The sequence below is a fragment of the Paraburkholderia sp. FW306-02-B genome, from assembly GCF_058782725.1.
Map to the genome: position 1 here is coordinate 554,455 of NZ_JBYSXZ010000001.1, position 19,644 is coordinate 574,098.

Sequence of the window (19,644 nt, forward strand, 5' to 3'; positions counted from 1 at the left end):
CCGTCCCGCGACGCGCAGCCTCAAACAGCCGGCGTGCTGACGAAAACCGGCAACTGTTCGGCCGACTCGGAAAAAGCCTGCAGATGGGGATGCGCCGCCTTCGCGACGATCTCCGGCACGAACATCTGCGTGAAATTCCACGCGACCGCCACGGTGACGTCCGCCGCGCCGAAGTGGTCCGGCTCGATCGGCAGCGGTGCCGCCGCGAGGTCCTGTTCAAGTTCGCGATAGGCGGCAAGCAACTGTTCGCTCACGCGATCGACCCACGGCTCATGCTGCTTGTCGGCCGGACGCAGATTGCGTTCGTAGACGATCTGCACCGACTTCTCGTAAGCAGCCAGCGCCAGCCCCGTCAGGCGCGCCGCGCGCTTCCAATGCGCCGGCTGCGACGGGAAGATCCGCTCGTCCGCGCCGGCGAGCGTCGCAACGTATTGAAGGATCACCGTCGAGTCCATCACGCGTTGGCCGTCGTCGAGCACCAGCGTGGGCGCCTTGACGACCGGGTTGATCTTCTTGAACTCGTCGTAGGTGCTGAATACGGAGATCGATTCGTGCTCGAAGTCGAGCTTCAGCAACTTGAGGCAGATGGCGACGCGGCGCACATAGGGCGAGTCGAGCATTCCAATCAGTTTCATCGCTTTTCCGTTAGAAGATCTATCATGGCGCGCTCAAGCTCGCCGGGGCGTGTTCCAATTGCATTCAACCGATAGATTAAGCATCTCGCGACAGCAAAAAAAGCGACATTAATCGACGATTTACGTCAGAATTTCTTACATGAAGCCCATCCCGCCATTCGCCGCTCTCCGCTGCTTCGAAGCCGTCGCCCGGCTCGGCGGCGTGACGCGGGCCGCGCGCGAGTTGCATGTGACCCATTCGGCGGTCAGTCAGCAGATCAAGGTGCTGGAAGATTCGATGGGCGTCGCGCTATTTATGCGCGAAGCGCGCGGTTTGCGGCTCACCGAGGACGGGCGGCTCTACGCACTTGAAATACGGGCGGCGCTGCGCGACATCACGCACGCAACGCGCCGTGCGCAGGCGCGCCCGCACGAGAGCGAACTGGTCATCGCGACCGTGCCGTCGTTCGCGCAGCATTGGCTCGTGCCGCGCCTTGCCAGCTTCCGCGACGCGCATCCGTACTATCGGATCCGTTTGCTGACGACGCTGCAGGTCGAGGATTTGCGCCATGGTGCGAGCGACATCGGCATCCGCATGGGGCAGGGCCATTGGCCCGATGTCGCGCAACAGAAACTGTTCGACGACGAAATGCTGATGGTCGCGGCGCCGCATTTCACGGGCGGCCCTCACGGCCGCTTTCCGGTGACCGCCGAAGACGTGGTGGCGTGCCCGCTGATCTCCAGTCCGAACACACCGTTGAGCGAATGGTGCCAGGCGGCGCAGGTGGCGGAGCCGCCCGCCCAGGGCATCGTCATGTCGGCGAACGATTCGAACATCGTGCTGGGCGCGGTATTGCTCGGGCAGGGTGTTGCGCTCGAGCGGCGCAGTCTGGTCGCGCGTGCGTTGGCGAAAGGAGAATTGATGCAGATCACCGATATCCGGGTGCCGTATCGGTATTCCTACTGGCTCGTGTGGCCTCAACGCGAGAGCCTCAATGCGAAGCAGGCGCACTTCGCGCAATGGATCGAAGCGCAGGTCGACGAATATTTGCGCGGCGATGGTTGAGCGTGGCTGCCGGTCAGTCCAGCACCGGCAATGCCCGCGGGCGCCGGTCGCTATCGGTCGCGACGTAGGTCAGGATCGCCTCGGTCACCTTCACGACTTCTTCGGTCAGGCTCATGCGCTGCGCGTACACCTCGACCGACACCGTCACCGAGGTGTTGCCCGTCTTCACGATATCCGCGTAAAAGCTCAGCAGATCGCCGACGAACACCGGCTGCTTGAAGACGAACGAATTGACCGCAATGGTCGCCACCCGCCCGTTGGCGCGGCGGCTCGCCGGAATCGAGCCGGCGATATCCACTTGCGCCATGATCCAGCCGCCGAACACATCGCCGTGGACGTTCGCGTCCGACGGCTGCGGCACGACGCGCAGCGCACATGACTTTTGCGGGAGTTGAAGAAGATTGGTCATCGGGGCACCCTTGAGAAACGTATTGGCTCGGTCGGCTCGACCGGCAGGCGGGCGATTTCACGACAACTGCACGGCACAGCGGCATGACCTGCGCGTAACCGGCGTGTAAGCCACGTGTAACCGACGCGCGTCGCCGACGGCCGCACAGCCCATGAAAAGCGGCGCCAGCCGGCTTCTGCGACAATACAAAGATCAGGAATTGTACGGGAAAGCGCCCAGCCGGGTCGCGCGACAAAAAGCAGTTTGCCAACTGCCTGTCGGCGCCGCTGCGAACTCCGTCGCTTCCACACTCTCCCCCAGCCGATCCCATGCGCCGCACGCCCGCCTCCGAACCTTCGCCGATCTCGACCCAGCCGCGCAACGACTGGCAGACGATCCTGTCGTTGCTGCCCTACCTCGCCACCTACAAATGGCGCGTCGTCTTCGCGCTGAGCTGCCTGATCGGCGCGAAGATCGCCAACCTCGGCGTGCCGGTCGTGATGAAGCGGATCGTCGACAACCTCGCCGCCGTGCAGCATCTGACGGCGCTCGGCCGCGCGCAAGATTCGCCGGGCATCGTGCTGCTGGGCGGCGTTGGTTTGCTGGTGGTTGCGTATGCGGTGGTGCGGCTGTCCACGTCGCTGTTCACCGAGTTGCGCGAGATTCTGTTTTCGAAAGTGACCGAGAGCGCGGTGCGGCAACTCGCGTTGAAAGTGTTCCGCCATTTGCATGCGCTGTCGTTGCGCTTTCACCTCGAGCGGCAGACGGGCGGCATGTCGCGCGATATCGAACGCGGCACGCGCGGCATCACGCAGCTCATTTCGTATTCGCTGTACAGCATTCTGCCGACGCTCGTCGAAGTCGGTCTCGTACTCGGCTTTTTCGTCGTCAAATACGAAGCGTATTACGCGATCGTCACGTTTATCGCGCTGGCCGTGTACATCACGTTCACCGTCAAAGTGACCGAATGGCGCACGCATTTTCGCCGCACGATGAACGATCTCGACTCGCGGGCGAACTCACGCGCGATCGATTCGCTGCTCAACTACGAGACCGTCAAGTACTTCGGCAACGAGGAGTGGGAAGCGCAGCGCTACGACGAGAATCTCAAGCGCTATCGCACGGCGGCGATCAAATCGCAGCGCTCGTTGTCGGCGCTGAATTTCGGTCAGCAGGCGATCATCGGCACGGGGCTGGTGTTCATTCTGTGGCGCGCCACAGAAGGTGTGATGGCCGGGCGCCTTACGCTCGGCGATCTGGTGCTGATCAACACCTTCATGTTGCAGCTCTACATTCCGCTGAATTTTCTCGGCGTCGTGTATCGCGAGTTGAAACAGAGTCTCACCGACATGGACCGCATGTTCACGCTGCTCGGCGCGTCGCAGGAAGTGCCGGATGTGCCGGATGCGCCCGCGTTGCAAGTGAGCGGCGCGCAGGTCCGCTTCGAACACGTGAACTTCGCGTACGAACCGGCGCGGAAGATTCTGCACGATGTGAGTTTCACGATTCCGGCGGGCACCACGACGGCGGTGGTCGGCCACAGCGGCTCGGGCAAATCGACGCTTGCGCGGCTGATGTTCCGCTTCTACGATCTGGATCGGGCGAGCGGCGGCGCGATCACTATCGACGGCCAGGATATTCGCGATGTCACGCAGGATTCGCTGCGCGCGTCGATCGGCATCGTGCCGCAGGACACGGTGCTGTTCAACGATTCGATCTACTACAACATTGCTTATGGCCGGCCGTCGGCCACGCGTGACGAGGTGATCGCGGCGGCGCGCGCCGCGCATATTCACGACTTCATCGAAGGTTTGCCGAAGGGTTACGACACGCCTGTCGGCGAGCGTGGCTTGAAGTTATCCGGCGGTGAAAAGCAGCGCGTCGCGATTGCGCGGACCATCCTGAAGAATCCGCCGATCCTGCTGTTCGACGAAGCGACCTCAGCGCTCGATTCGCGTTCGGAGCGCGCGATCCAGCACGAACTCGATCAGATCGCTCGCGAGCGCACGACGCTGATCATCGCGCACCGGCTTTCGACCGTGGTGCACGCTCAGCAGATCATCGTGATGGACAAAGGACGCATCGTCGAGCGCGGTACCCACGCCGAATTGCTGAGCGCGAACGGGCTGTTCGCGCAGATGTGGGCGTTGCAGCAGCAACGCGCGGCAGAGGCGCCCGAGGCCGCCGAAACGGTGGGCGCGGGCGATGGTGGAGAGGGTGGAGCCGGCGGGCGATAGTAAGCAAGCGGCGGCGGAATGCGCCGCGTTTGCCTGTTGTATGACCCGTTGAGCGTTGAACGGCGAGTTACCGCACGGCGTCTGCCAACACGGCGGACGTTCGATGCACGTTCGACGCTTAGCGTGCGCTCAGGCGTTGATCCAGCGCCTGTAATTGCGCCGGCGTGCCGACGTTTTCCCACACACCTTCGTATAGCTCGCCGCTCGCAAGGCCGCGCGCAATCGTGTCGCGGTAGTACGGCTTGAGCGCACGCCGCGTGCCGCGCGGCAGATCGCGAAACATCCGCGTGTCGTACAGCCCGATATTGCCGAACGTGAAGCGAGGTTGCGCGTCGAGCGACAGTACGCCGTCGATCAAGGCAAAATCGCCGTCCGGGTGAAACGCCGGGTTCGGCACCATCACCAGATGCATGCCCGGCTCGGGCAGTGTCGAGAGCTTGCCGGCGTGAGCATTCAGCGCCGCGTAATCGAACTCCGCGTAAACATCACCGCTGACCGCGACGAACACCTCGCTGCGGCCGGCGTCTTCCAGCAGCGGCAGCGCCTGCACGATACCGCCTGCCGTTTCCAACGCTTCGTGCTCGGTCGAGTAGCGCAGTCGCACGCCCCAGCGCGAACCGTCGCCGAGCGCGGCTTCGATCTGCTCGCCTAGCCAGGCATGATTGATCACAATGGTTTGAAAGCCGGCGCGCGCAAGCCGTTCGATCTGCCACACGATCAGCGGCTTGCCGCCCGCTTCGAGCAAGGGCTTCGGGCGCGTGTCGGTCAACGGACGCATGCGTTCGCCGCGGCCCGCGGCGAAAATCATCGCTCTCTTCAGGGACATTGTCATCGGTCAGAAGGTGTAGCCGACTTCATTCGCGCGGCCTTCGAGATCGTCGAGCAGCTTCGCGAACGGGCGCAGTGGCGCGTAGCGTTCAGCGACCTTGCGCGCGTAGCCGATGAAGCGCGGCAGATCCTTCATGTAATGCGGTTTGCCGTCGCGATAGTTGATCCGGCAGAACAGACCCAGCACCTTGATGTGTCGTTGCAGACCCATCCATTCGAGTTGGCGGTAGAACTCGCCGAAGTCCGGGTCGACCGGCAGGCCGGCTTTTTTCGCGCGCTCCCAGTAGTACACGAAGCAATCCAGCTCGAACTCTTCGTCCCAGCTGAGGAACGCATCGCGCAGCAGCGAAGCGACGTCGTAGGTGATCGGGCCGTACACCGCGTCCTGGAAGTCGAGCACACCGGGGTTCGCGGGGTTGGGCGCTGCGGCGATCAGCAGGTTGCGCGGCATGAAATCGCGCAGCATGAACACTTGCGGCTGCGCCCGGGCGCTTGCGATCAGCAGCGCGAAGGTGCGATCGAGCAGCCCGCGGGTCTTGTCGTCGACCTCGCGGCCCAGATGCCGGCCGATGAACCACTCCGGCATCAATTCCATCTCGCGGCGCAGGAAGGCTTCGTCGAACGGCGGCAACATGTCTTCGCGCGAAGTAAGCTGCCAGCGGATCAACGCGTCGAGCGCGTCGCGCATCAGCGTGCGGGCCTCGCGGGGCTTGTCGTCCTTCTGTGCTTCGTTCAGCGCGCCGAGGTACGACTCGGTGCCCAGATCGGTGACGAGCATGAAACCCGCGTCGAAATCGACCTCCAGCACACGTGGCACATGCACGCCGGCTGCGTCGAGCAACTGTGCGATCTGCACAAATTCGCGGCACTTTTCGGGCGGCGGGGCGTCGACGGCGATTACCGTGCCGATGCTTTCGCCTTCCGCCGCCTTACCGGCGAGCCGGAAATAGCGGCGAAAACTGGCGTCGGAGGAGGCCGGTGCAAGGGTGGCGAGCTCGAGCGCGTAGCGCGCTGCGTGGCCGTTCAGCCAGGCGGTGAGCAGGTCGAGGCGGGTATCGGTTGTGTCTTGGGAAGGGGGCAGCGTCATGAAAACCGGCGGCAAATTCAGAGGGGCAACGTCTTGCCATATAATACCCCACGACTTTTTTGACGCGACTTACGCCAGCTTTCGCGTATTGCGCTTTACCGCCCGCCTCATCGTTCGACAGATTGTAAATATTGATGTGCAGCCGACTGTCACGGTCGGGGTGTGCAGGCGGTGGACCGTGACTGCTGAAGCTGACGGACGAGCCGATTCGCCAAACGATACATGCCGCCTAGACAGCTTTCCCAAACGACTCCCTCTTGTGCTGTTGTGCCGCGCAAAAGGCGGCTCGTCGCGGCGTTGATCGCCGTTCCGGGCCTGATGCCCGCGCTTGCGCACGCCCAGTTGACGGGGGAAGCCGCGCAGCCGCAGCCTATCGACGCCCCCTGGGGCATGCAACTCGCCCCACAACTCGAAGAGCATCCGTTGAAGCCTGGCCAGAAGCCGGCCACCTTCGTGCTCGGCGACACCACCAGCGGCACCACCGATCAGGACATGGCCGCCAAAGGCTCGGCCGAGGTGCGTCGCAATACGGTCGCGATCAAGGCCTACGCGTTGCATTACGATCAGGACACGGACATGGCCGACGCCTACGGCCAGGTCCACGTGATCAACAACGGCAATACGTTCGTCGGCCCCGAAGCGCATATGCGCGTGGATTCGAGCGAAGGCTTCATGACCTCGCCGAAGTACCGCTTCAACCTGACGGGAGGCTCGGGCAGCGCGGAACGCGTCGATCTGCTCGACAACGAGCGGTCGGTTTTCACGCACGGCACCTACACGGCCTGCGCGTGCGCGGACGATCCGGCGTGGTACATCAAAGGCAGCGAGTTCGACTTCGACACCGGCGCGGACGAAGGTATCGCGCACAACGGCGTGCTGTTCTTCCAGGGCGTGCCGGTGTTCGCTTCGCCGTGGCTGTCGTTCCCGCTGTCGGGCGAACGGCGTAGCGGCCTGCTGCCGCCCACGTTCTCGCTCAGTTCGGGCAACGGCTTCGAACTGTCGGTGCCGTATTACTTCAACATCGCGCCGAATCGCGATCTGACGGTCACGCCGCGGGTGATCTCGAAGCGCGGCGTGCAGTTGCAGTCGACCTTCCGCTATCTGTCGCCGACCTATTCCGGCTCGATCACCGGCGAGTTCCTGCCGAACGATCGCCTGACGAAGACCAACCGCTACGCGCTGTACATCCAGCACAACCAGAACTTCGGCAACGGGTTCGGCGGCTACATCTACTACAACAAGGTTTCGGACAACACGTATCCGGAAGACCTGTCGTCGTCGGTCAGTCAGTTTATGAACGGCACCCAGCTCCTGTATCAACAGGAAGCAGGGTTGACCTACAACAACGGGCCGTGGTCGGTGCTCGCGCGCGAACAGCACTGGCAGACGCTGACGCCGTCAGTGGCGCCGTACGGTCGCGAGCCGCAGTTGAACGTGAAGTACGCAAAGTACAACGTCGGCGGCTTCGACTTCGGCGCGGAAGCCGACTACACGGATTTCCGCATCACGACCGCGGACAAGACCGAAGGTCAGCGGCTGATGTTCAACCCGTACATCTCGTATTCGGTGGTCGGGCCGGGCTACTTCGTCACGCCGAAGGTGCAGTGGCACTTTGCGTCGTACAACCTGCGCAATATCAGCAACGATGTGCCGGTCGGCACGCCGAAGAATTTCACCGAATCGATCCCGACGCTCAGCTTCGACACCGGGTTGATTTTCGACCGTTCGGTGCGCATCTTCGGCGAGGATTACATCCAGACGCTGGAGCCGCGGCTTTACTACGTGTACACGCCGTTTCGGAACCAGGCGTCCGCGCCGCTGTTCGATACAGCCGACTCCGACTTCGGGCTGGCGGAAATCTTCACGCCGAACACGTTCGTCGGCAACGACCGGATCGCCGACGCGAACCGGCTGACCGCGGCCATCACCACGCGCTTCATCAATCCGGCTACCGGCGACGAGCGCGCGCGCTTCGTGCTCGCGCAGCAGTACTACTTCCAGGATCAGCGTGTCACGCTGCTGCCTACCCAGACGAGCACGCAAGCCACCCATTCGGACCTGATCGCGGGTGCGTCGATCAAGCTCGGGGCCGGTTTCGCTTCGGAAACGGCGTTCCAATATAATGCCGACAACAACCAGTTGGTGAAAACGAGCGTCGGTTTCGGGTTCAGTCCGGGCACCAGCAGAGTGATCAATGTCGCGTATCGCTACACCCGCGCGAACACCACGCTGGACAACCAGCCGATCAATCAGGTGCTGGTGTCGGGGCAGTGGCCGCTGTCGCATCGCGTGTACGGGGTCGGCCGTTTCAATTACGACCTGGGCGGGCACCGGATTGTCGACGGTCTGGTCGGCCTGCAATACGACGCCGACTGCTGGACGCTCGGCGCCGGGATCCAGCGTTATGCGAACGGTCTGAATACATCGGGGCAGCATCAGTCGAGCACGCGGTTTCTCGCGCAGTTGACGTTCAAGGGCTTGTCGAGCGTCGACAACGGGCTGATCTCCGCGTTCCGCACCAGTGTGGCCGGCTACACGCCGTTGCCGCCGCCACCGCCGCCGGAAGCGCGTTTCACCAATTACGAATGACGCTCGTCCGATCATTTATAGAATGCGAAAAGACGGGCCAGGCGCGCCCGACATCATTGGAGTATCTGTGGCAATCATGAAAAAGCTTCGCTTGGCAACGCTTGCGGCCGGTCTCGCCGCCGTGGCGTCTTTCCTGTCGGTCGCGCCGGTTCAGGCGCAGGCGCTGCGCGGCAATAGCGGCCAGACGGTCGACACCATCGCCGCGGTGGTCAATAACGGCGTCATCACGCGGCGCGAGCTCGACGAGCGCATGAGCCTGATTACCCGCCGGCTGAACCAGCAGAACGCGCCGGTCCCGCCGATGGACCAGTTGCGCCAGCAGGTGCTCAACCAGATGGTGCTGGAACGCATCCAGTTGCAGAAGGCGAAAGAAGACGGCATCAATGTCGACGACGCCGCCGTGCAAAAAACGCTCGAACGGCTCGCGCAAGCGAACAACATGACGCTCGACATGTACCGCGCGCGGATCGAGGCGCAAGGCGTGCCCTGGAGCACGTTCACGAGCGACGCCCGTACCGAACTGACGCTCTCGCGTCTGCGCGAGAAGGAAGTGGACAGCAAGGTCACGGTGTCGGACGCGGAAGTCGCGAACTACATCGCCAGTCAGCGTGGCCCGAACGCCGGCCTGACGAGCGATCTGCACTTCCAGCACATTTTCCTGAAGGCGCCGCTGAACGCGTCGGAAACCGACATCGAAGCGGCACAGAAAAAGGCCCAGGCGCTGCTGACGGAAGCCAAGGGCGGCGCCAACTTCGAAAAGCTCGCGAAGTCGAATTCGCAAGCGCCGGATGCCTCGAAGGGCGGCGATACGGGTTTCGTGCCGCCGTCCAAACTGCCGCCTGAGTTCGTCAAGGCCGCCGCAGCATTGCGCCCCGGTCAGGTCAACCCGGATCTGGTCCGCACCAACGACGGCTTCGAAATCGTGCGCCTCGTCGATCGTCGCGCGGGCCAAGGCGCGAGTTCGGCAGATGCGACAAAGCTTGTGCAGACGCACGTGCGCCACATTCTGTTGCGCGTCGGCGACGGCATGTCGGAGCCGCAAGCACGCCAGAAGCTGCTCGAAATCAAGAACCAGATTGCCGCCGGCGGCGACTTCGCGAAGTTCGCCCACACCTACTCGCAAGACGGTTCGTCGTCGCAAGGCGGCGACCTGGGCTGGATTAGCCCGGGCGAGACGGTGCCGGAATTCGAGCGGTCGATGAACAGCCTGCAGGACGGTCAGATCAGCGACCCGGTGCGCAGCGAATACGGCTATCACCTGATCCAGGTGCTGGGCCGCCGCGAATCGGAAGGCTCGGTCTCGCAGCAGATGGATCTGGCGCGTCAGGCAATCGGTCAGCGCAAGGCGGAACAGGCCTACGCTGACTGGCTGCGTGAATTGCGCGACACTGCGTATGTCGAAGTGAAACCCGCTCAAGCAAGCTTGCCATAAACGTCATGACAACCGCCGCCCAGTTCGCCAGCGCCCCGTTGCAAATCGCAATCACGACCGGCGAACCGGCCGGCGTCGGCCCCGAGTTGACGGCGCAGGCGCTGGCCGGGGCGGCGGCGCATTGGCCCGGCGCGCAATTCACCGTGCTGGGCGATGCGGGCTTGCTCGCCGAACGCGCCCGCGCGGTGGGCGTCGACTGGACCGCGCTGATGGCTGACGGCAAGCGCGTGCGGGTGCAACACCGGCCGCTCGGCGCGCCGTCCCAGGCAGGCAAGCTCGACGCCGCGAACGGCCGTTACGTGCTCGATCTGCTCGACAGCGCGATCGACGGCGCGGTGGCCGGTACGTTCGACGCAATCGTCACCGCGCCACTGCAAAAAAGCACGATCAACGATGCCGGTGTGCCGTTCACCGGCCACACCGAATACCTGGCCGAACGCACGCACACGCCGCGCGTGGTGATGATGCTGGCCGGCACCGGCAAGCGCCCATTGCGCGTCGCGCTCGCCACCACGCATCTGCCGCTGAAAGACGTGTCGGCGGCGTTGTCGATCGACGGCATCGGCGAGACGCTGCGCATCATCGATCACGATCTGCGCCACCATTTCGGGCTGCCGGCGCCACGCATCCTCGTGACCGGTTTGAACCCGCATGCGGGCGAAAACGGCTACTTGGGCCGTGAAGAAATCGACGTGATTTCGCCGGCGCTGAAGCTCGCGAACGAGCAGGGCATCGACGCGCGCGGTCCCTATCCGGCCGACACGCTGTTCCAGCCGCGTTATCTGAACGAAGCCAACTGCGTGCTCGCGATGTTCCACGATCAGGGGCTGCCGGTGTTGAAGTACGCGACTTTTGGCGAAGGCATCAATATCACGCTCGGCTTGCCGATCATCCGCACCTCGGTCGATCACGGCACCGCACTCGATCTGGCCGGCACCGGCCGCGCCGATTCCGGCAGCCTGATCGCCGCGATCGATACGGCTGTGTCGATGGCGCGGCATCGCCGCGGGGGCTGATTCACGCTGCTTATCGTTTCACCAGCAGCGTTTCACCCGCATCGCTTTACCCGCGTTTCCGGCGTTTCCTTTTTTAAGCAGTTCTCTTCCTAGCGTTTCTTCGATGTCCACCAGCAGACAGCAACGAGCCCAGCATCAGGGTCATACCGCACGCAAGCGTTTCGGCCAGAATTTTCTGGTCGATATGGGCGTGATCGATTCGATCGTCGACGTGATCCGGCCGCAGCGCGGCGAGCGCATGGTCGAGATCGGGCCGGGGCTGGGCGCGCTCACCGAACCGCTGATCGAACGTCTGGCGACGCCGGAAGCGCCGCTGCACGCGGTCGAACTGGATCGCGATCTGATCGGCCGGCTCAAGAAGAAATTCGGCGACCTGCTCGAGCTGCATGCGGGCGACGCACTTGCGTTCGACTTCGGCTCGCTTGCGGCGCCGGGCGACAAGGCGTCGCTGCGCATTGTCGGCAATCTGCCGTACAACATTTCGAGTCCGCTGCTGTTTCATCTGACGTCGTTCGCGCATCGCGTGATCGATCAGCACTTCATGCTGCAGAACGAAGTGGTCGAGCGCATGGTGGCGGAGCCTGGCACCAAGGCGTTCAGCCGGCTCTCGGTGATGCTGCAATATCGCTACGTGATCGACAAGCAACTCGACGTGCCGCCCGAAGCATTCCAGCCGCCGCCGAAGGTCGATTCGGCGATTGTGCGGATGATCCCGTACGAGCTGCACGAATTGCCGCCGGTGGACGAGCGCGTACTCGGCGAAGTGGTGACGGCGGCGTTCTCGCAACGGCGCAAGATGCTGCGCAATACGTTGGCAGCCTATCGTGACTCGGTGGATTTCGACGCGCTCGGCTTCGATCTGCAACGCCGCGCCGAAGACGTGCCGGTCGCCGAATATGTGCGCGTGGCGCAGGTCGTGGCGGCGTTGCCGTCGCGCGGCGCCGCGGCCGCTAAGAGCAACGACGCCTGAGTTTCACGGCTTAAGCGTTGAAGGAAGCGCGCTGCGTCCTGCGGCGCGCTTGAAAATCACCTTGGCTGAACGGCAACCCGCTTCGCCGGCGCATTGACCAGTGCAATGCCGGCCAGCACCAGCACCGCGGCCATCAGGAAACGCAGGCTGAACGACTCGCCGAGCAGCAGCACGCCGAAGGTCACGCCGAACAACGGCGTCAGGAACGAGAACACCGACAGGCGCGACGCAATGTAACGCGTCAGCAGCCAGAACCACACCAGATAGCTGACGAACGCGACGATCACCGCCTGATACCCGAGGCTGATCACCGCCAGCGGCGTGACGGTTTCCAGCCGCGCCTGACCGAGCCCCAGCGCCAGCGCGAGCAGCGCCACCGCCGACACCGTCAACTGATAGAACAGCGTCTTGCTGGCGCTCGAATGGGCAAGCCGCGTGCCGCGAACCACCACGGTGGTCGCGGCCCACGCGATGCCGGCGAGCACGCCGAGCGTGTCGCCGGCGACGCCCGCGAGCGTCGAACTGTGTGCTGCACCGCGATGCAGGAAGCCGTCCGCGAACGCCAGCGCCATGCCCGCAAACGCCACCAGGATGCCGAGCCACTGGATGCGCCGCATCCGCTCGCCATCCACGAACCAGTGCAGGCCGAGCGCCGTAAAGCACGGCGCGGTGTACAGGAAGACCGCCATCCGCGACGCGCTGGTGAGCGTCAGGCCGAGAAAAATACACACGAACTCGGCCGCGAACAGCACGCCCGCGAGCAAGCCGGCGCCCAGGGTGCCGTCGTCGCGAAACAGCGGCGTGCCGCGTGAGCGCGCCCAACCCCATACCAGCAAGGCCGCAATCGCCGAACGCAAGCCCGCCTGGAATACGGGTGGCAGCGCCGCATTGGTGCTCTTGATCGCGACTTGCTGGAGACCCCAGATCGCGCACAAGCCGATCATCAACAGGATGGCGAAGCTATCTGGGGCGCGGCGCGTGGGCAGGGCAGTGGTGCTCATGGGCGGATGGGGTTGTGAGAACGAGTGGTGGGAGTGACGAAATGCAGGTCAGTATCGGACGTGTGCGCGCATGGCGATGGCCGGCCGGATGGCTAATCCAATGGCGAAGCCGGCAAGCTAACAGCGCGGCAGTCATAAGTCATACGATAACAAAACCGTCCATGCTGCGATGCGATGACCCCACCGCCTACGCGTGCTTCTGACGCACTGCAAGTAGTTGGCTGACTTAACAGTACCGGCGCAACACCTGCGCAACACCGACACAGTCTATTTTCTTGCCATGCCCATTTCAGGATATGGTTCCACTCACGCATATTTCGTCAGGCCATTGGCGTGGGTTCCAACCTGTGCGGCGCTGGTACTTTATTTCAGGCGGGCGGCGTCGACGTCACGAGACGGCGGCTAAAAAGACAGGATGCCTACGCGTCATGCGGTGGGCCGCCCGCCTGAAAGCCTGACTGATGCGTGCCCGAAGAGCGAAGCCGACGACCCATATCCGCGACAGGCGGAACCCATATGAGGAGCCATTATGAAGAACGTGAGCAAGTGGGCGGTGGCGATGGTGCTCGCGGCATTGGCCTGTCAGATGGGGCACGCGCAATCGAGCGTGACGCTGTACGGCGTGGTCGACGAGAGCGTGCGGTACCTGACCCACGCGAACAAAGCCGGCGATTCATCGGTTGGCCTCGGCAGTGGCGGCATGACCGAAAGCCGTTGGGGACTGAAGGGCGTCGAGGATCTGGGCGGCGGCTGGTCCACGTTCTTCAAGCTCGAAAACCGTATTTACATCAATAGCGGACAAAGCGATCCCACCTTGCCGTTCTTCAATGAAGCGCAAGTGGGGGTGCGCTCGAATTCTTATGGCCAGGTGATCCTGGGCCGTCAGTACAACGTGATGATCGAAGGTGTCACGATCGGCGGCTACGGCAGCAATCCCTGGATTCCATACGATTTCAGCTTCCAGCCGGAAGTGACGATGACCGGCGGCATCTGGACTAGCAACCAGGTGCAGTATCAGGCGCACTACAACGGCTTGATGTTCGCCGCCGGCTACGCGTTCGGCGGCAACGCGGGAAATTCATACGGTAGCCAGATCGGCGCCGCCGCGGCGTATGCGCCGACCGGCGGTCCGTTCACCATTGGCGGCGCGTACGAAGAGTCGAAAGACTCGGTCAACGGCGCAGCCTCGAAGGCGTGGAGCTTCGGCGGTTCGTACACGTGGGACAAGACGCGCTTCGCGGCCGGTTACATCGTCAATCAGAACGACGCCGGTTTTTCGAATTTCGCCAACGGACCGTTCACCGCGCCCGCGCTGGCCGCGCTCAAGTACACCGACTTTTCGCGGCGTCGCATGATCATGGGCGGCATCACGCAGCAGGTCGGCAACGCGTGGCACTTCGCCGCGAATGTGTGGCGTACGCTGCAAGACGGCAAGAAAGCCGTTCAGGACGGCTCAGCATGGCAGTACCAGCTGGTCGCCGACTACAACCTGTCCAGGCGCACCGATGTTTATCTGGAAGGCGACTACTCGCTTTACCGGGGCGATCTGATCGGCGCTCAGCTGCAAGGCGTCAACGGCATCGGACTTGCGCAGAAGGGAACGCAGATCGGCCTGATGGCGGGCGTGCGGCATCAGTTTTGATCACCCGCTCCAACGCGCCCGGTCTCGAATTCGCGCTGGTGTATCTGGCCGGGCACACGCCGTCGCCGGCCGCGCATTCGGCGCTGGGGCTCGCCGAGTGGGTTATAGAAGACGCCAATCGCACCGCGCACGGTTTGCTGCATCCCGCTACATCGGCCCGCTAAGCGGGTCGGATGAGTGGTCAAACAGGTGGCCCGGTAATTACCCTGGGTCCGATTGACAACGCGATTCTGATCGCCGACGATCCGGAATCCAGATTCCGGTTTTGGGTGAATCTGCAACTTATCCTGAGCAGCGAACCGAGATTGAACACCGTATGACGATTTCAACGCGCAGCCGCGAACCGTTGCCGAGCAGCATCGCGGCGCCGCGTCAGACGCGCAGCCAGCAGGGCCTCGCGCGCATGCTGCAAGCCGGGCGCGAGTTGATCGAAGCGAGCGGCAATCTCGACGATCTGTCGATCAACGATATCGTCGAGCGGGCGGGCACCTCGATCGGCGCTTTCTATCGGCGCTTCGATAACAAGGACAGCTTCTTCGAAGTCGTCCAGGACGCGGCGATGAAGCAGGGGCTCGAGCAAGTGTGTGAGACGGTCGAGCGCGACCCGGCGTGGCGTTCGAACGATGCGGCCACGCTCGCCGATGCGGTCATTTCGTTCTATGTGCAGACGTTTCGGCGCAATCGCGGGCTGTATCACGCGTCGCTGTTGCGCGCGTCGCAGCGCAAAGCCAACTGGGACGCCGCGAAGGCCACCAATCACGAGGTGTTGGCGCTGATCGTGCCGCGCTTCGTCAGCGCATTGGCACAAGCGCGCGGCGTCAAGGCCGATGAAAATACCCGCCGGTCGCTCGAATTCGAAGTGCGCGCAACGCTGCAAATGATCCTGGGCATGCTGGTCAATAGCGTGCTGAACGATCCGGGTCCTTTGTCGCTCTCCAGCCGGCAACTGCCGTCATGGTTGAAAATCCGGCTGCGGCGCTGCCTCGGGTTGCCGGATGGCTGATTTTTTTACTCAAAAAAACGGAACGAGAATTCTGCTTCCGATTATTCGGATGAATGACAGACGGCGCGCTTTCGCGAGGCGCAACCGGATTTTTCAAGGAGACATTCGGCACGGCCGATCAGTTGCGTACATTCTTCGAATGCTTTGACCGGCCCGCGCGGGCTGTGCGCTAGAAGCATTGAGGTTGCAGTGGCGCGTCGGCGCACCGGCGCATCGGCACGTCATGCACTAGCGCATCGAGATGCGAAACCAAGGGAGGGGACATGGAAAAAATCTGGTTGAAGTCGTATCCGCCGGGTGTGCCGGCCGAGATCGATACGGCGCAGTTCAGCTCCGTAGCGGATTTGCTGGAGCAGAGTTTTCAGAAGTACGCGGCAGAGCGCGCGTTCGTTTGCATGGGACGCGAGTTGACCTATGGCGAACTCGATACGCGCTCGCGTCATCTGGCAGCGTGGTTTCAGTCGCAAGGCTTGATGCGCGGGGCGCGCATCGCGGTGATGTTGCCGAACGTGCTGCAATACCCGGTGACGATGGCCGCCATTCTGCGTGCGGGTTATGTCGTGGTGAACGTCAATCCGCTGTACACACCGCGCGAACTCGAACATCAGTTGAACGACAGCGGCGCCGAAGCGATCGTGTTGCTCGATACCTTCGCCAAAACGCTCGATGCCGTGCAGGCGCACACCTCGATCAAGCATGTCGTGCTGACGTCCGTCAGTGAAATGCTGGGCGCGGGCAGCCCTGAGATTGCGGATGACGCGCCGTCGTCGCGCATCGCGTTGAACGATGCGATTTCGCGCGGCGCGACAGCGGTTTTTACGCCCGTTGCCTTGACCGGCGACGACATCGCGGCGCTGCAATACACCGGCGGCACGACCGGCGTGTCGAAAGGCGCGACGCTTTTGCATAGCAATCTGATCGCCAATATCCTGCAATCGGAGTTGTGGCGCGAGCCGGCATATCGCGGGCGTTCCGATATCAGGCAATACATCACGGTCGTCGCGCTGCCGCTGTACCACATCTTCGGACTGACGGTCTGCGGCTTGCTGACGATGCGTTGCGGCGGCATGGGTATCCTGATTCCGAATCCGCGCGATCTGCCCGGCCTCATCAAGGCATTACAAGGCTATGCGATCAACTCGTTCCCCGCCGTCAATACGATGTACAACGCGCTGTTGAACGAACCGGATTTCAGAACCCTCGACTTCTCGAAGCTGGTGCAATCGACCGGCGGCGGCATGGCCGTGCAGCAAGCGGTCGCGCAACGCTGGCAGGCGCTGACCGGCGTGCCGATCGTCGAAGGCTACGGGCTGTCGGAAACCTCGCCGTGCGCCACCACCAATCTGCCGACTTCCACCACCTTCACCGGCACGGTCGGTTTGCCGTTGCCGTCCACCGACATTTCGATTCGCGACGACGCCGGCAACGAAGTGCCGCTCGGCGAGCGCGGCGAGATCTGCATTCGCGGCCCGCAAGTGATGGCCGGTTACTGGAACCGTCCGGACGAGACCGCGAAAGTGATGACGCCCGACGGCTTCTTCAAATCGGGCGACATCGGCGTGATGACCGAAGCGGGTTTCGTGAAGATCGTCGATCGCAAGAAGGACATGATTCTGGTGTCGGGCTTCAACGTCTATCCGAACGAAGTGGAAGACGTGGTCGCGAAGCATCCGGGCGTATTCGAAGTGGTGGCGCTCGGCGTGCCGGATGCGGAGTCGGGCGAGGTGGTGAAGCTCTACGTCGTGAAGAAAGATCCGGCGCTGACCGAAGCGGACGTTTTCGCGTTCTGCAAGGAGCAACTGACGGGCTACAAGCGCCCCAGGATCGTCGAGTTCCGCACCGAACTGCCGAAGACCAACGTCGGCAAGATTCTGCGGCGCGCGCTGCGCGACGAAGTGAAAAACGCCGGTTGAAAAGGGGGCGGACGCGCGCCGTACGACGCGTTCCGCGCTCTGCAGCGCAGCGTGATTCCGGGTACATTTACGTTCTCGACATCACGCAACAGGGAGTACACGATGCGCCTGCTTCACACCATGCTCCGGGTCGGCGACCTGGACCGCTCGATCGCGTTCTACACCGAACTGCTCGGGATGAAATTACTGCGCCGCGACGACTATCCGGACGGCAAGTTCACGCTTGCTTTCGTCGGCTACGAAGACGAGCGCGATGGCACCGTTATTGAACTGACGCACAACTGGGATACGCCGTCATACGACCTCGGCACCGGCTTCGGGCACCTTGCCGTCGAAGTCGAAGACGCGTACGCCACGTGCGACAAAATCAAGGCGCAGGGCGGCACGGTTGTGCGCGAAGCCGGCCCGATGAAGCACGGCACCACCGTGATTGCCTTTGTCACCGATCCGGACGGCTACAAGATCGAGTTCATCCAGAAGAAAAAATAACGCACGCGCCGCGACGAGGATTCAGGCAATGAACAACAATCCCTACTTCGAAGAACTGGACACCATCCACGTCGAAATTCAGGCGTTGTTCGACGGCTCGGCGGATGCCGGTGCGCTGGAGCGGATCATGGCGCGCTTCGCGCCGCAGTTTACGCTGGTCATGACGTCGGGCGTCGCACTGGACCACGCCGGCGTGCGCGAGATTTTCGCGAAGCTCCGCGGCGCGCGTCCCGGCTCGCAGATCAAGATCCGCGATATGGAGATCGTGGCGGAGTATCCGTCGGGCGCGGTGGTGAAGTATCGTGAATATCAGCGCGACAACGCGGGCAACGCAAACGTGCGGCGCTCGACGGCGGTGATGGACACCGACGCGCACGGCAAGGTGACGTGGCGCCATCTGCAGGAAACTTTCTGCACGGCGTGAAACCGCGCGCGGGCTTCAGAAGGCCGGCGCTTCAAAGCGTCGGCAGCAACTCCGGCGGGTGCGACTTCAACGTCTGCCGTGCTTCGCGGAATTCCGGAAAAATCGATTCGACCGTTTGCCAGAAGCGCGGGCTGTGATTCATCTCGCGCAGATGCGCGAGTTCGTGCGCGACGACGTAATCGATGATCGACAGCGGGAAGTGAATCAGCCGCCAGTTCAGGCGGATCTTGCCGTCGCTCGAACAACTGCCCCAGCGCGTTGCCGCCGACGAAAGCGCATACGCGCGATAGTCGACACCCAGCTTCTCCGCGTAAATCGCGAGACGCTCGCCGAACAGACGCTTCGCTTCGCCTTGCAGCCAGCCTTGCACGCGGTCCTTGATCTGCTGCGGATCGGCCTGCAACGGCAGCGGCAGTGCGAGCGCCGCCTCATCCGCGTTGAACGCCAGCGTGCCTTGCGGCGAGCCGAGCTTCACGCGTACCGGTTGGCCGAGATACGGCACTTCCGCACCATCTTTCCAGTCGACCTTGGGCAACGCGCGTTGCTCGACACGCGTTTGCCACTCGATCAGCTTCGCAAAAATCCAGCGCTGCTTTTCGGTGATCGCGGTTTCGATATCGGCGAGCGTGACCCAGCGTGGTGCGGTAATCATCAGGCCGCTGCTGTCGATCGCAAAACCGATCGAACGGCGTGCCGAGCGCTTGAGCTGGTAGTGCAGTGTCTGCGAACCGATCGTCAGGCTGCGCAGCTTGCTGCCGTCCGGCGCGAGCGGCGCGGCCGGCTGTTGCCCGCTCTGCGAGCCCGGCGAAGAGCCGGACGAAGGTGTAGACGGTGAAGGGGACGACGACGTCGAACCCGGCTCGGCGAAGAGCGGGAGATCGAGTTGCCGGCTATCGAGCGCCGCAGCGGGCTGCGGCGTAGGAGGCTTCTGCATCGGATTCGGCT

General features: G+C 63.0%; 18 protein-coding genes. 12 read left to right on the top strand and 6 right to left on the bottom strand.

Features of this window, described 5'->3' with window-relative positions:
* Positions 1 to 20: 20 nt before the first annotated feature.
* On the bottom strand, positions 21 to 635 hold the full coding sequence (locus AC3WOG_RS02455; RefSeq protein ID WP_492576497.1) for a glutathione S-transferase: 615 nt from the start codon (positions 633 to 635) through the stop codon (positions 21 to 23).
* A gap of 139 nt (positions 636 to 774) precedes the next feature.
* Here AC3WOG_RS02455 and AC3WOG_RS02460 point away from each other — a divergent pair, with 139 nt between their 5' ends.
* Positions 775 to 1,680 (top strand): LysR substrate-binding domain-containing protein, encoded by a 906-nt coding sequence (locus tag AC3WOG_RS02460; protein ID WP_492576498.1) that lies wholly within the window; start codon positions 775 to 777, stop codon positions 1,678 to 1,680.
* Between the two features lie 13 nt (positions 1,681 to 1,693).
* On the opposite strand, the gene AC3WOG_RS02465 is transcribed toward AC3WOG_RS02460, so the two are convergent.
* The gene (locus tag AC3WOG_RS02465; protein WP_492576499.1) at positions 1,694 to 2,089 is read right to left on the bottom strand and encodes an acyl-CoA thioesterase; all 396 of its coding nucleotides are present in this window, start codon (positions 2,087 to 2,089) and stop codon (positions 1,694 to 1,696) included.
* 308 nt (positions 2,090 to 2,397) lie between these two features.
* On the opposite strand from AC3WOG_RS02465, the gene AC3WOG_RS02470 reads away from it, so the two are divergent.
* The gene (locus tag AC3WOG_RS02470) at positions 2,398 to 4,305 is read left to right on the top strand and encodes an ABCB family ABC transporter ATP-binding protein/permease (protein ID WP_492576500.1); all 1,908 of its coding nucleotides are present in this window, start codon (positions 2,398 to 2,400) and stop codon (positions 4,303 to 4,305) included.
* A 118-nt stretch (positions 4,306 to 4,423) separates the two neighbouring features.
* Here the strand turns inward: AC3WOG_RS02470 and murU are convergent, their stop codons facing one another.
* A complete protein-coding gene (murU, locus tag AC3WOG_RS02475) occupies positions 4,424 to 5,137 on the bottom strand; it encodes an N-acetylmuramate alpha-1-phosphate uridylyltransferase MurU (RefSeq protein ID WP_492576501.1) in 714 nt (237 codons plus the stop codon).
* Between the two features lie 3 nt (positions 5,138 to 5,140).
* Positions 5,141 to 6,220 carry an aminoglycoside phosphotransferase family protein gene (locus AC3WOG_RS02480; protein WP_492576502.1) on the bottom strand — a complete coding sequence of 360 codons (1,080 nt, stop codon included), beginning with the start codon at positions 6,218 to 6,220 and terminating at the stop codon, positions 5,141 to 5,143.
* A gap of 222 nt (positions 6,221 to 6,442) precedes the next feature.
* Here AC3WOG_RS02480 and AC3WOG_RS02485 point away from each other — a divergent pair, with 222 nt between their 5' ends.
* The 4 genes from AC3WOG_RS02485 to rsmA all read left to right on the top strand — a co-directional run bounded on the left by AC3WOG_RS02485 (position 6,443) and on the right by rsmA (position 12,227).
* Positions 6,443 to 8,809, top strand: coding sequence for an LPS-assembly protein LptD (locus tag AC3WOG_RS02485; protein WP_492576503.1), 2,367 nt, complete (start codon positions 6,443 to 6,445; stop codon positions 8,807 to 8,809).
* A 67-nt stretch (positions 8,810 to 8,876) separates the two neighbouring features.
* Positions 8,877 to 10,241: a peptidylprolyl isomerase gene (locus tag AC3WOG_RS02490; protein ID WP_492576504.1), complete on the top strand. Its 1,365-nt coding sequence runs from the start codon at positions 8,877 to 8,879 to the stop codon at positions 10,239 to 10,241.
* A 5-nt stretch (positions 10,242 to 10,246) separates the two neighbouring features.
* Positions 10,247 to 11,257, top strand: coding sequence for a 4-hydroxythreonine-4-phosphate dehydrogenase PdxA (gene pdxA / locus AC3WOG_RS02495; RefSeq protein WP_492576505.1), 1,011 nt, complete (start codon positions 10,247 to 10,249; stop codon positions 11,255 to 11,257).
* Between the two features lie 103 nt (positions 11,258 to 11,360).
* Positions 11,361 to 12,227, top strand: coding sequence for a 16S rRNA (adenine(1518)-N(6)/adenine(1519)-N(6))-dimethyltransferase RsmA (gene rsmA / locus AC3WOG_RS02500; RefSeq protein WP_492576506.1), 867 nt, complete (start codon positions 11,361 to 11,363; stop codon positions 12,225 to 12,227).
* A gap of 56 nt (positions 12,228 to 12,283) precedes the next feature.
* Here the strand turns inward: rsmA and AC3WOG_RS02505 are convergent, their stop codons facing one another.
* The gene (locus AC3WOG_RS02505; protein WP_492576507.1) at positions 12,284 to 13,228 is read right to left on the bottom strand and encodes a DMT family transporter; all 945 of its coding nucleotides are present in this window, start codon (positions 13,226 to 13,228) and stop codon (positions 12,284 to 12,286) included.
* Between the two features lie 529 nt (positions 13,229 to 13,757).
* Between AC3WOG_RS02505 and AC3WOG_RS02510 the strand changes: the two genes are divergently transcribed.
* From AC3WOG_RS02510 to AC3WOG_RS02535, 6 genes are all read left to right on the top strand, one after another.
* Positions 13,758 to 14,870, top strand: coding sequence for a porin (locus AC3WOG_RS02510; RefSeq protein ID WP_492576508.1), 1,113 nt, complete (start codon positions 13,758 to 13,760; stop codon positions 14,868 to 14,870).
* Positions 14,867 to 15,034 carry a hypothetical protein gene (locus AC3WOG_RS02515; RefSeq protein WP_492576509.1) on the top strand — a complete coding sequence of 56 codons (168 nt, stop codon included), beginning with the start codon at positions 14,867 to 14,869 and terminating at the stop codon, positions 15,032 to 15,034. The genes AC3WOG_RS02510 and AC3WOG_RS02515 overlap by 4 nt, the downstream gene beginning before the upstream one ends.
* Positions 15,035 to 15,186: 152 nt before the next feature.
* Complete coding sequence (locus AC3WOG_RS02520) at positions 15,187 to 15,873, top strand: TetR/AcrR family transcriptional regulator (RefSeq protein ID WP_492576510.1); 687 nt, start codon at positions 15,187 to 15,189, stop codon at positions 15,871 to 15,873.
* Positions 15,874 to 16,136: 263 nt separating this feature from the next.
* The gene (locus AC3WOG_RS02525) at positions 16,137 to 17,786 is read left to right on the top strand and encodes a long-chain-fatty-acid--CoA ligase (RefSeq protein ID WP_492576511.1); all 1,650 of its coding nucleotides are present in this window, start codon (positions 16,137 to 16,139) and stop codon (positions 17,784 to 17,786) included.
* Positions 17,787 to 17,888: 102 nt separating this feature from the next.
* Positions 17,889 to 18,275, top strand: coding sequence for a lactoylglutathione lyase (gene gloA / locus AC3WOG_RS02530; protein WP_492576512.1), 387 nt, complete (start codon positions 17,889 to 17,891; stop codon positions 18,273 to 18,275).
* Between the two features lie 28 nt (positions 18,276 to 18,303).
* Positions 18,304 to 18,699 carry a hypothetical protein gene (locus tag AC3WOG_RS02535; RefSeq protein ID WP_492576513.1) on the top strand — a complete coding sequence of 132 codons (396 nt, stop codon included), beginning with the start codon at positions 18,304 to 18,306 and terminating at the stop codon, positions 18,697 to 18,699.
* Positions 18,700 to 18,730: 31 nt separating this feature from the next.
* Here the strand turns inward: AC3WOG_RS02535 and AC3WOG_RS02540 are convergent, their stop codons facing one another.
* On the bottom strand, positions 18,731 to 19,633 hold the full coding sequence (locus tag AC3WOG_RS02540; RefSeq protein WP_492576514.1) for a M48 family metallopeptidase: 903 nt from the start codon (positions 19,631 to 19,633) through the stop codon (positions 18,731 to 18,733).
* Positions 19,634 to 19,644 lie beyond the last annotated feature (11 nt).

What these genes read in the sequence shown, in the direction of transcription:
- murU (WP_492576501.1), bottom strand. Translation starts at nt 5,137, where the DNA reads ATGACAATGTCCCTGAAGAGAGCGATGATTTTCGCCGCGGGCCGCGGC.
- AC3WOG_RS02540 (WP_492576514.1), bottom strand. Translation starts at nt 19,633, where the DNA reads ATGCAGAAGCCTCCTACGCCGCAGCCCGCTGCGGCGCTCGATAGCCGG.
- pdxA (WP_492576505.1), top strand. Translation starts at nt 10,247, where the DNA reads ATGACAACCGCCGCCCAGTTCGCCAGCGCCCCGTTGCAAATCGCAATC.
- AC3WOG_RS02535 (WP_492576513.1), top strand. Translation starts at nt 18,304, where the DNA reads ATGAACAACAATCCCTACTTCGAAGAACTGGACACCATCCACGTCGAA.
- AC3WOG_RS02470 (WP_492576500.1), top strand. Translation starts at nt 2,398, where the DNA reads ATGCGCCGCACGCCCGCCTCCGAACCTTCGCCGATCTCGACCCAGCCG.
- AC3WOG_RS02505 (WP_492576507.1), bottom strand. Translation starts at nt 13,228, where the DNA reads ATGAGCACCACTGCCCTGCCCACGCGCCGCGCCCCAGATAGCTTCGCC.
- AC3WOG_RS02460 (WP_492576498.1), top strand. Translation starts at nt 775, where the DNA reads ATGAAGCCCATCCCGCCATTCGCCGCTCTCCGCTGCTTCGAAGCCGTC.
- AC3WOG_RS02485 (WP_492576503.1), top strand. Translation starts at nt 6,443, where the DNA reads ATGCCGCCTAGACAGCTTTCCCAAACGACTCCCTCTTGTGCTGTTGTG.
- AC3WOG_RS02480 (WP_492576502.1), bottom strand. Translation starts at nt 6,220, where the DNA reads ATGACGCTGCCCCCTTCCCAAGACACAACCGATACCCGCCTCGACCTG.
- rsmA (WP_492576506.1), top strand. Translation starts at nt 11,361, where the DNA reads ATGTCCACCAGCAGACAGCAACGAGCCCAGCATCAGGGTCATACCGCA.
- AC3WOG_RS02455 (WP_492576497.1), bottom strand. Translation starts at nt 635, where the DNA reads ATGAAACTGATTGGAATGCTCGACTCGCCCTATGTGCGCCGCGTCGCC.
- AC3WOG_RS02520 (WP_492576510.1), top strand. Translation starts at nt 15,187, where the DNA reads ATGACGATTTCAACGCGCAGCCGCGAACCGTTGCCGAGCAGCATCGCG.
- AC3WOG_RS02510 (WP_492576508.1), top strand. Translation starts at nt 13,758, where the DNA reads ATGAAGAACGTGAGCAAGTGGGCGGTGGCGATGGTGCTCGCGGCATTG.
- AC3WOG_RS02525 (WP_492576511.1), top strand. Translation starts at nt 16,137, where the DNA reads ATGGAAAAAATCTGGTTGAAGTCGTATCCGCCGGGTGTGCCGGCCGAG.
- gloA (WP_492576512.1), top strand. Translation starts at nt 17,889, where the DNA reads ATGCGCCTGCTTCACACCATGCTCCGGGTCGGCGACCTGGACCGCTCG.
- AC3WOG_RS02465 (WP_492576499.1), bottom strand. Translation starts at nt 2,089, where the DNA reads ATGACCAATCTTCTTCAACTCCCGCAAAAGTCATGTGCGCTGCGCGTC.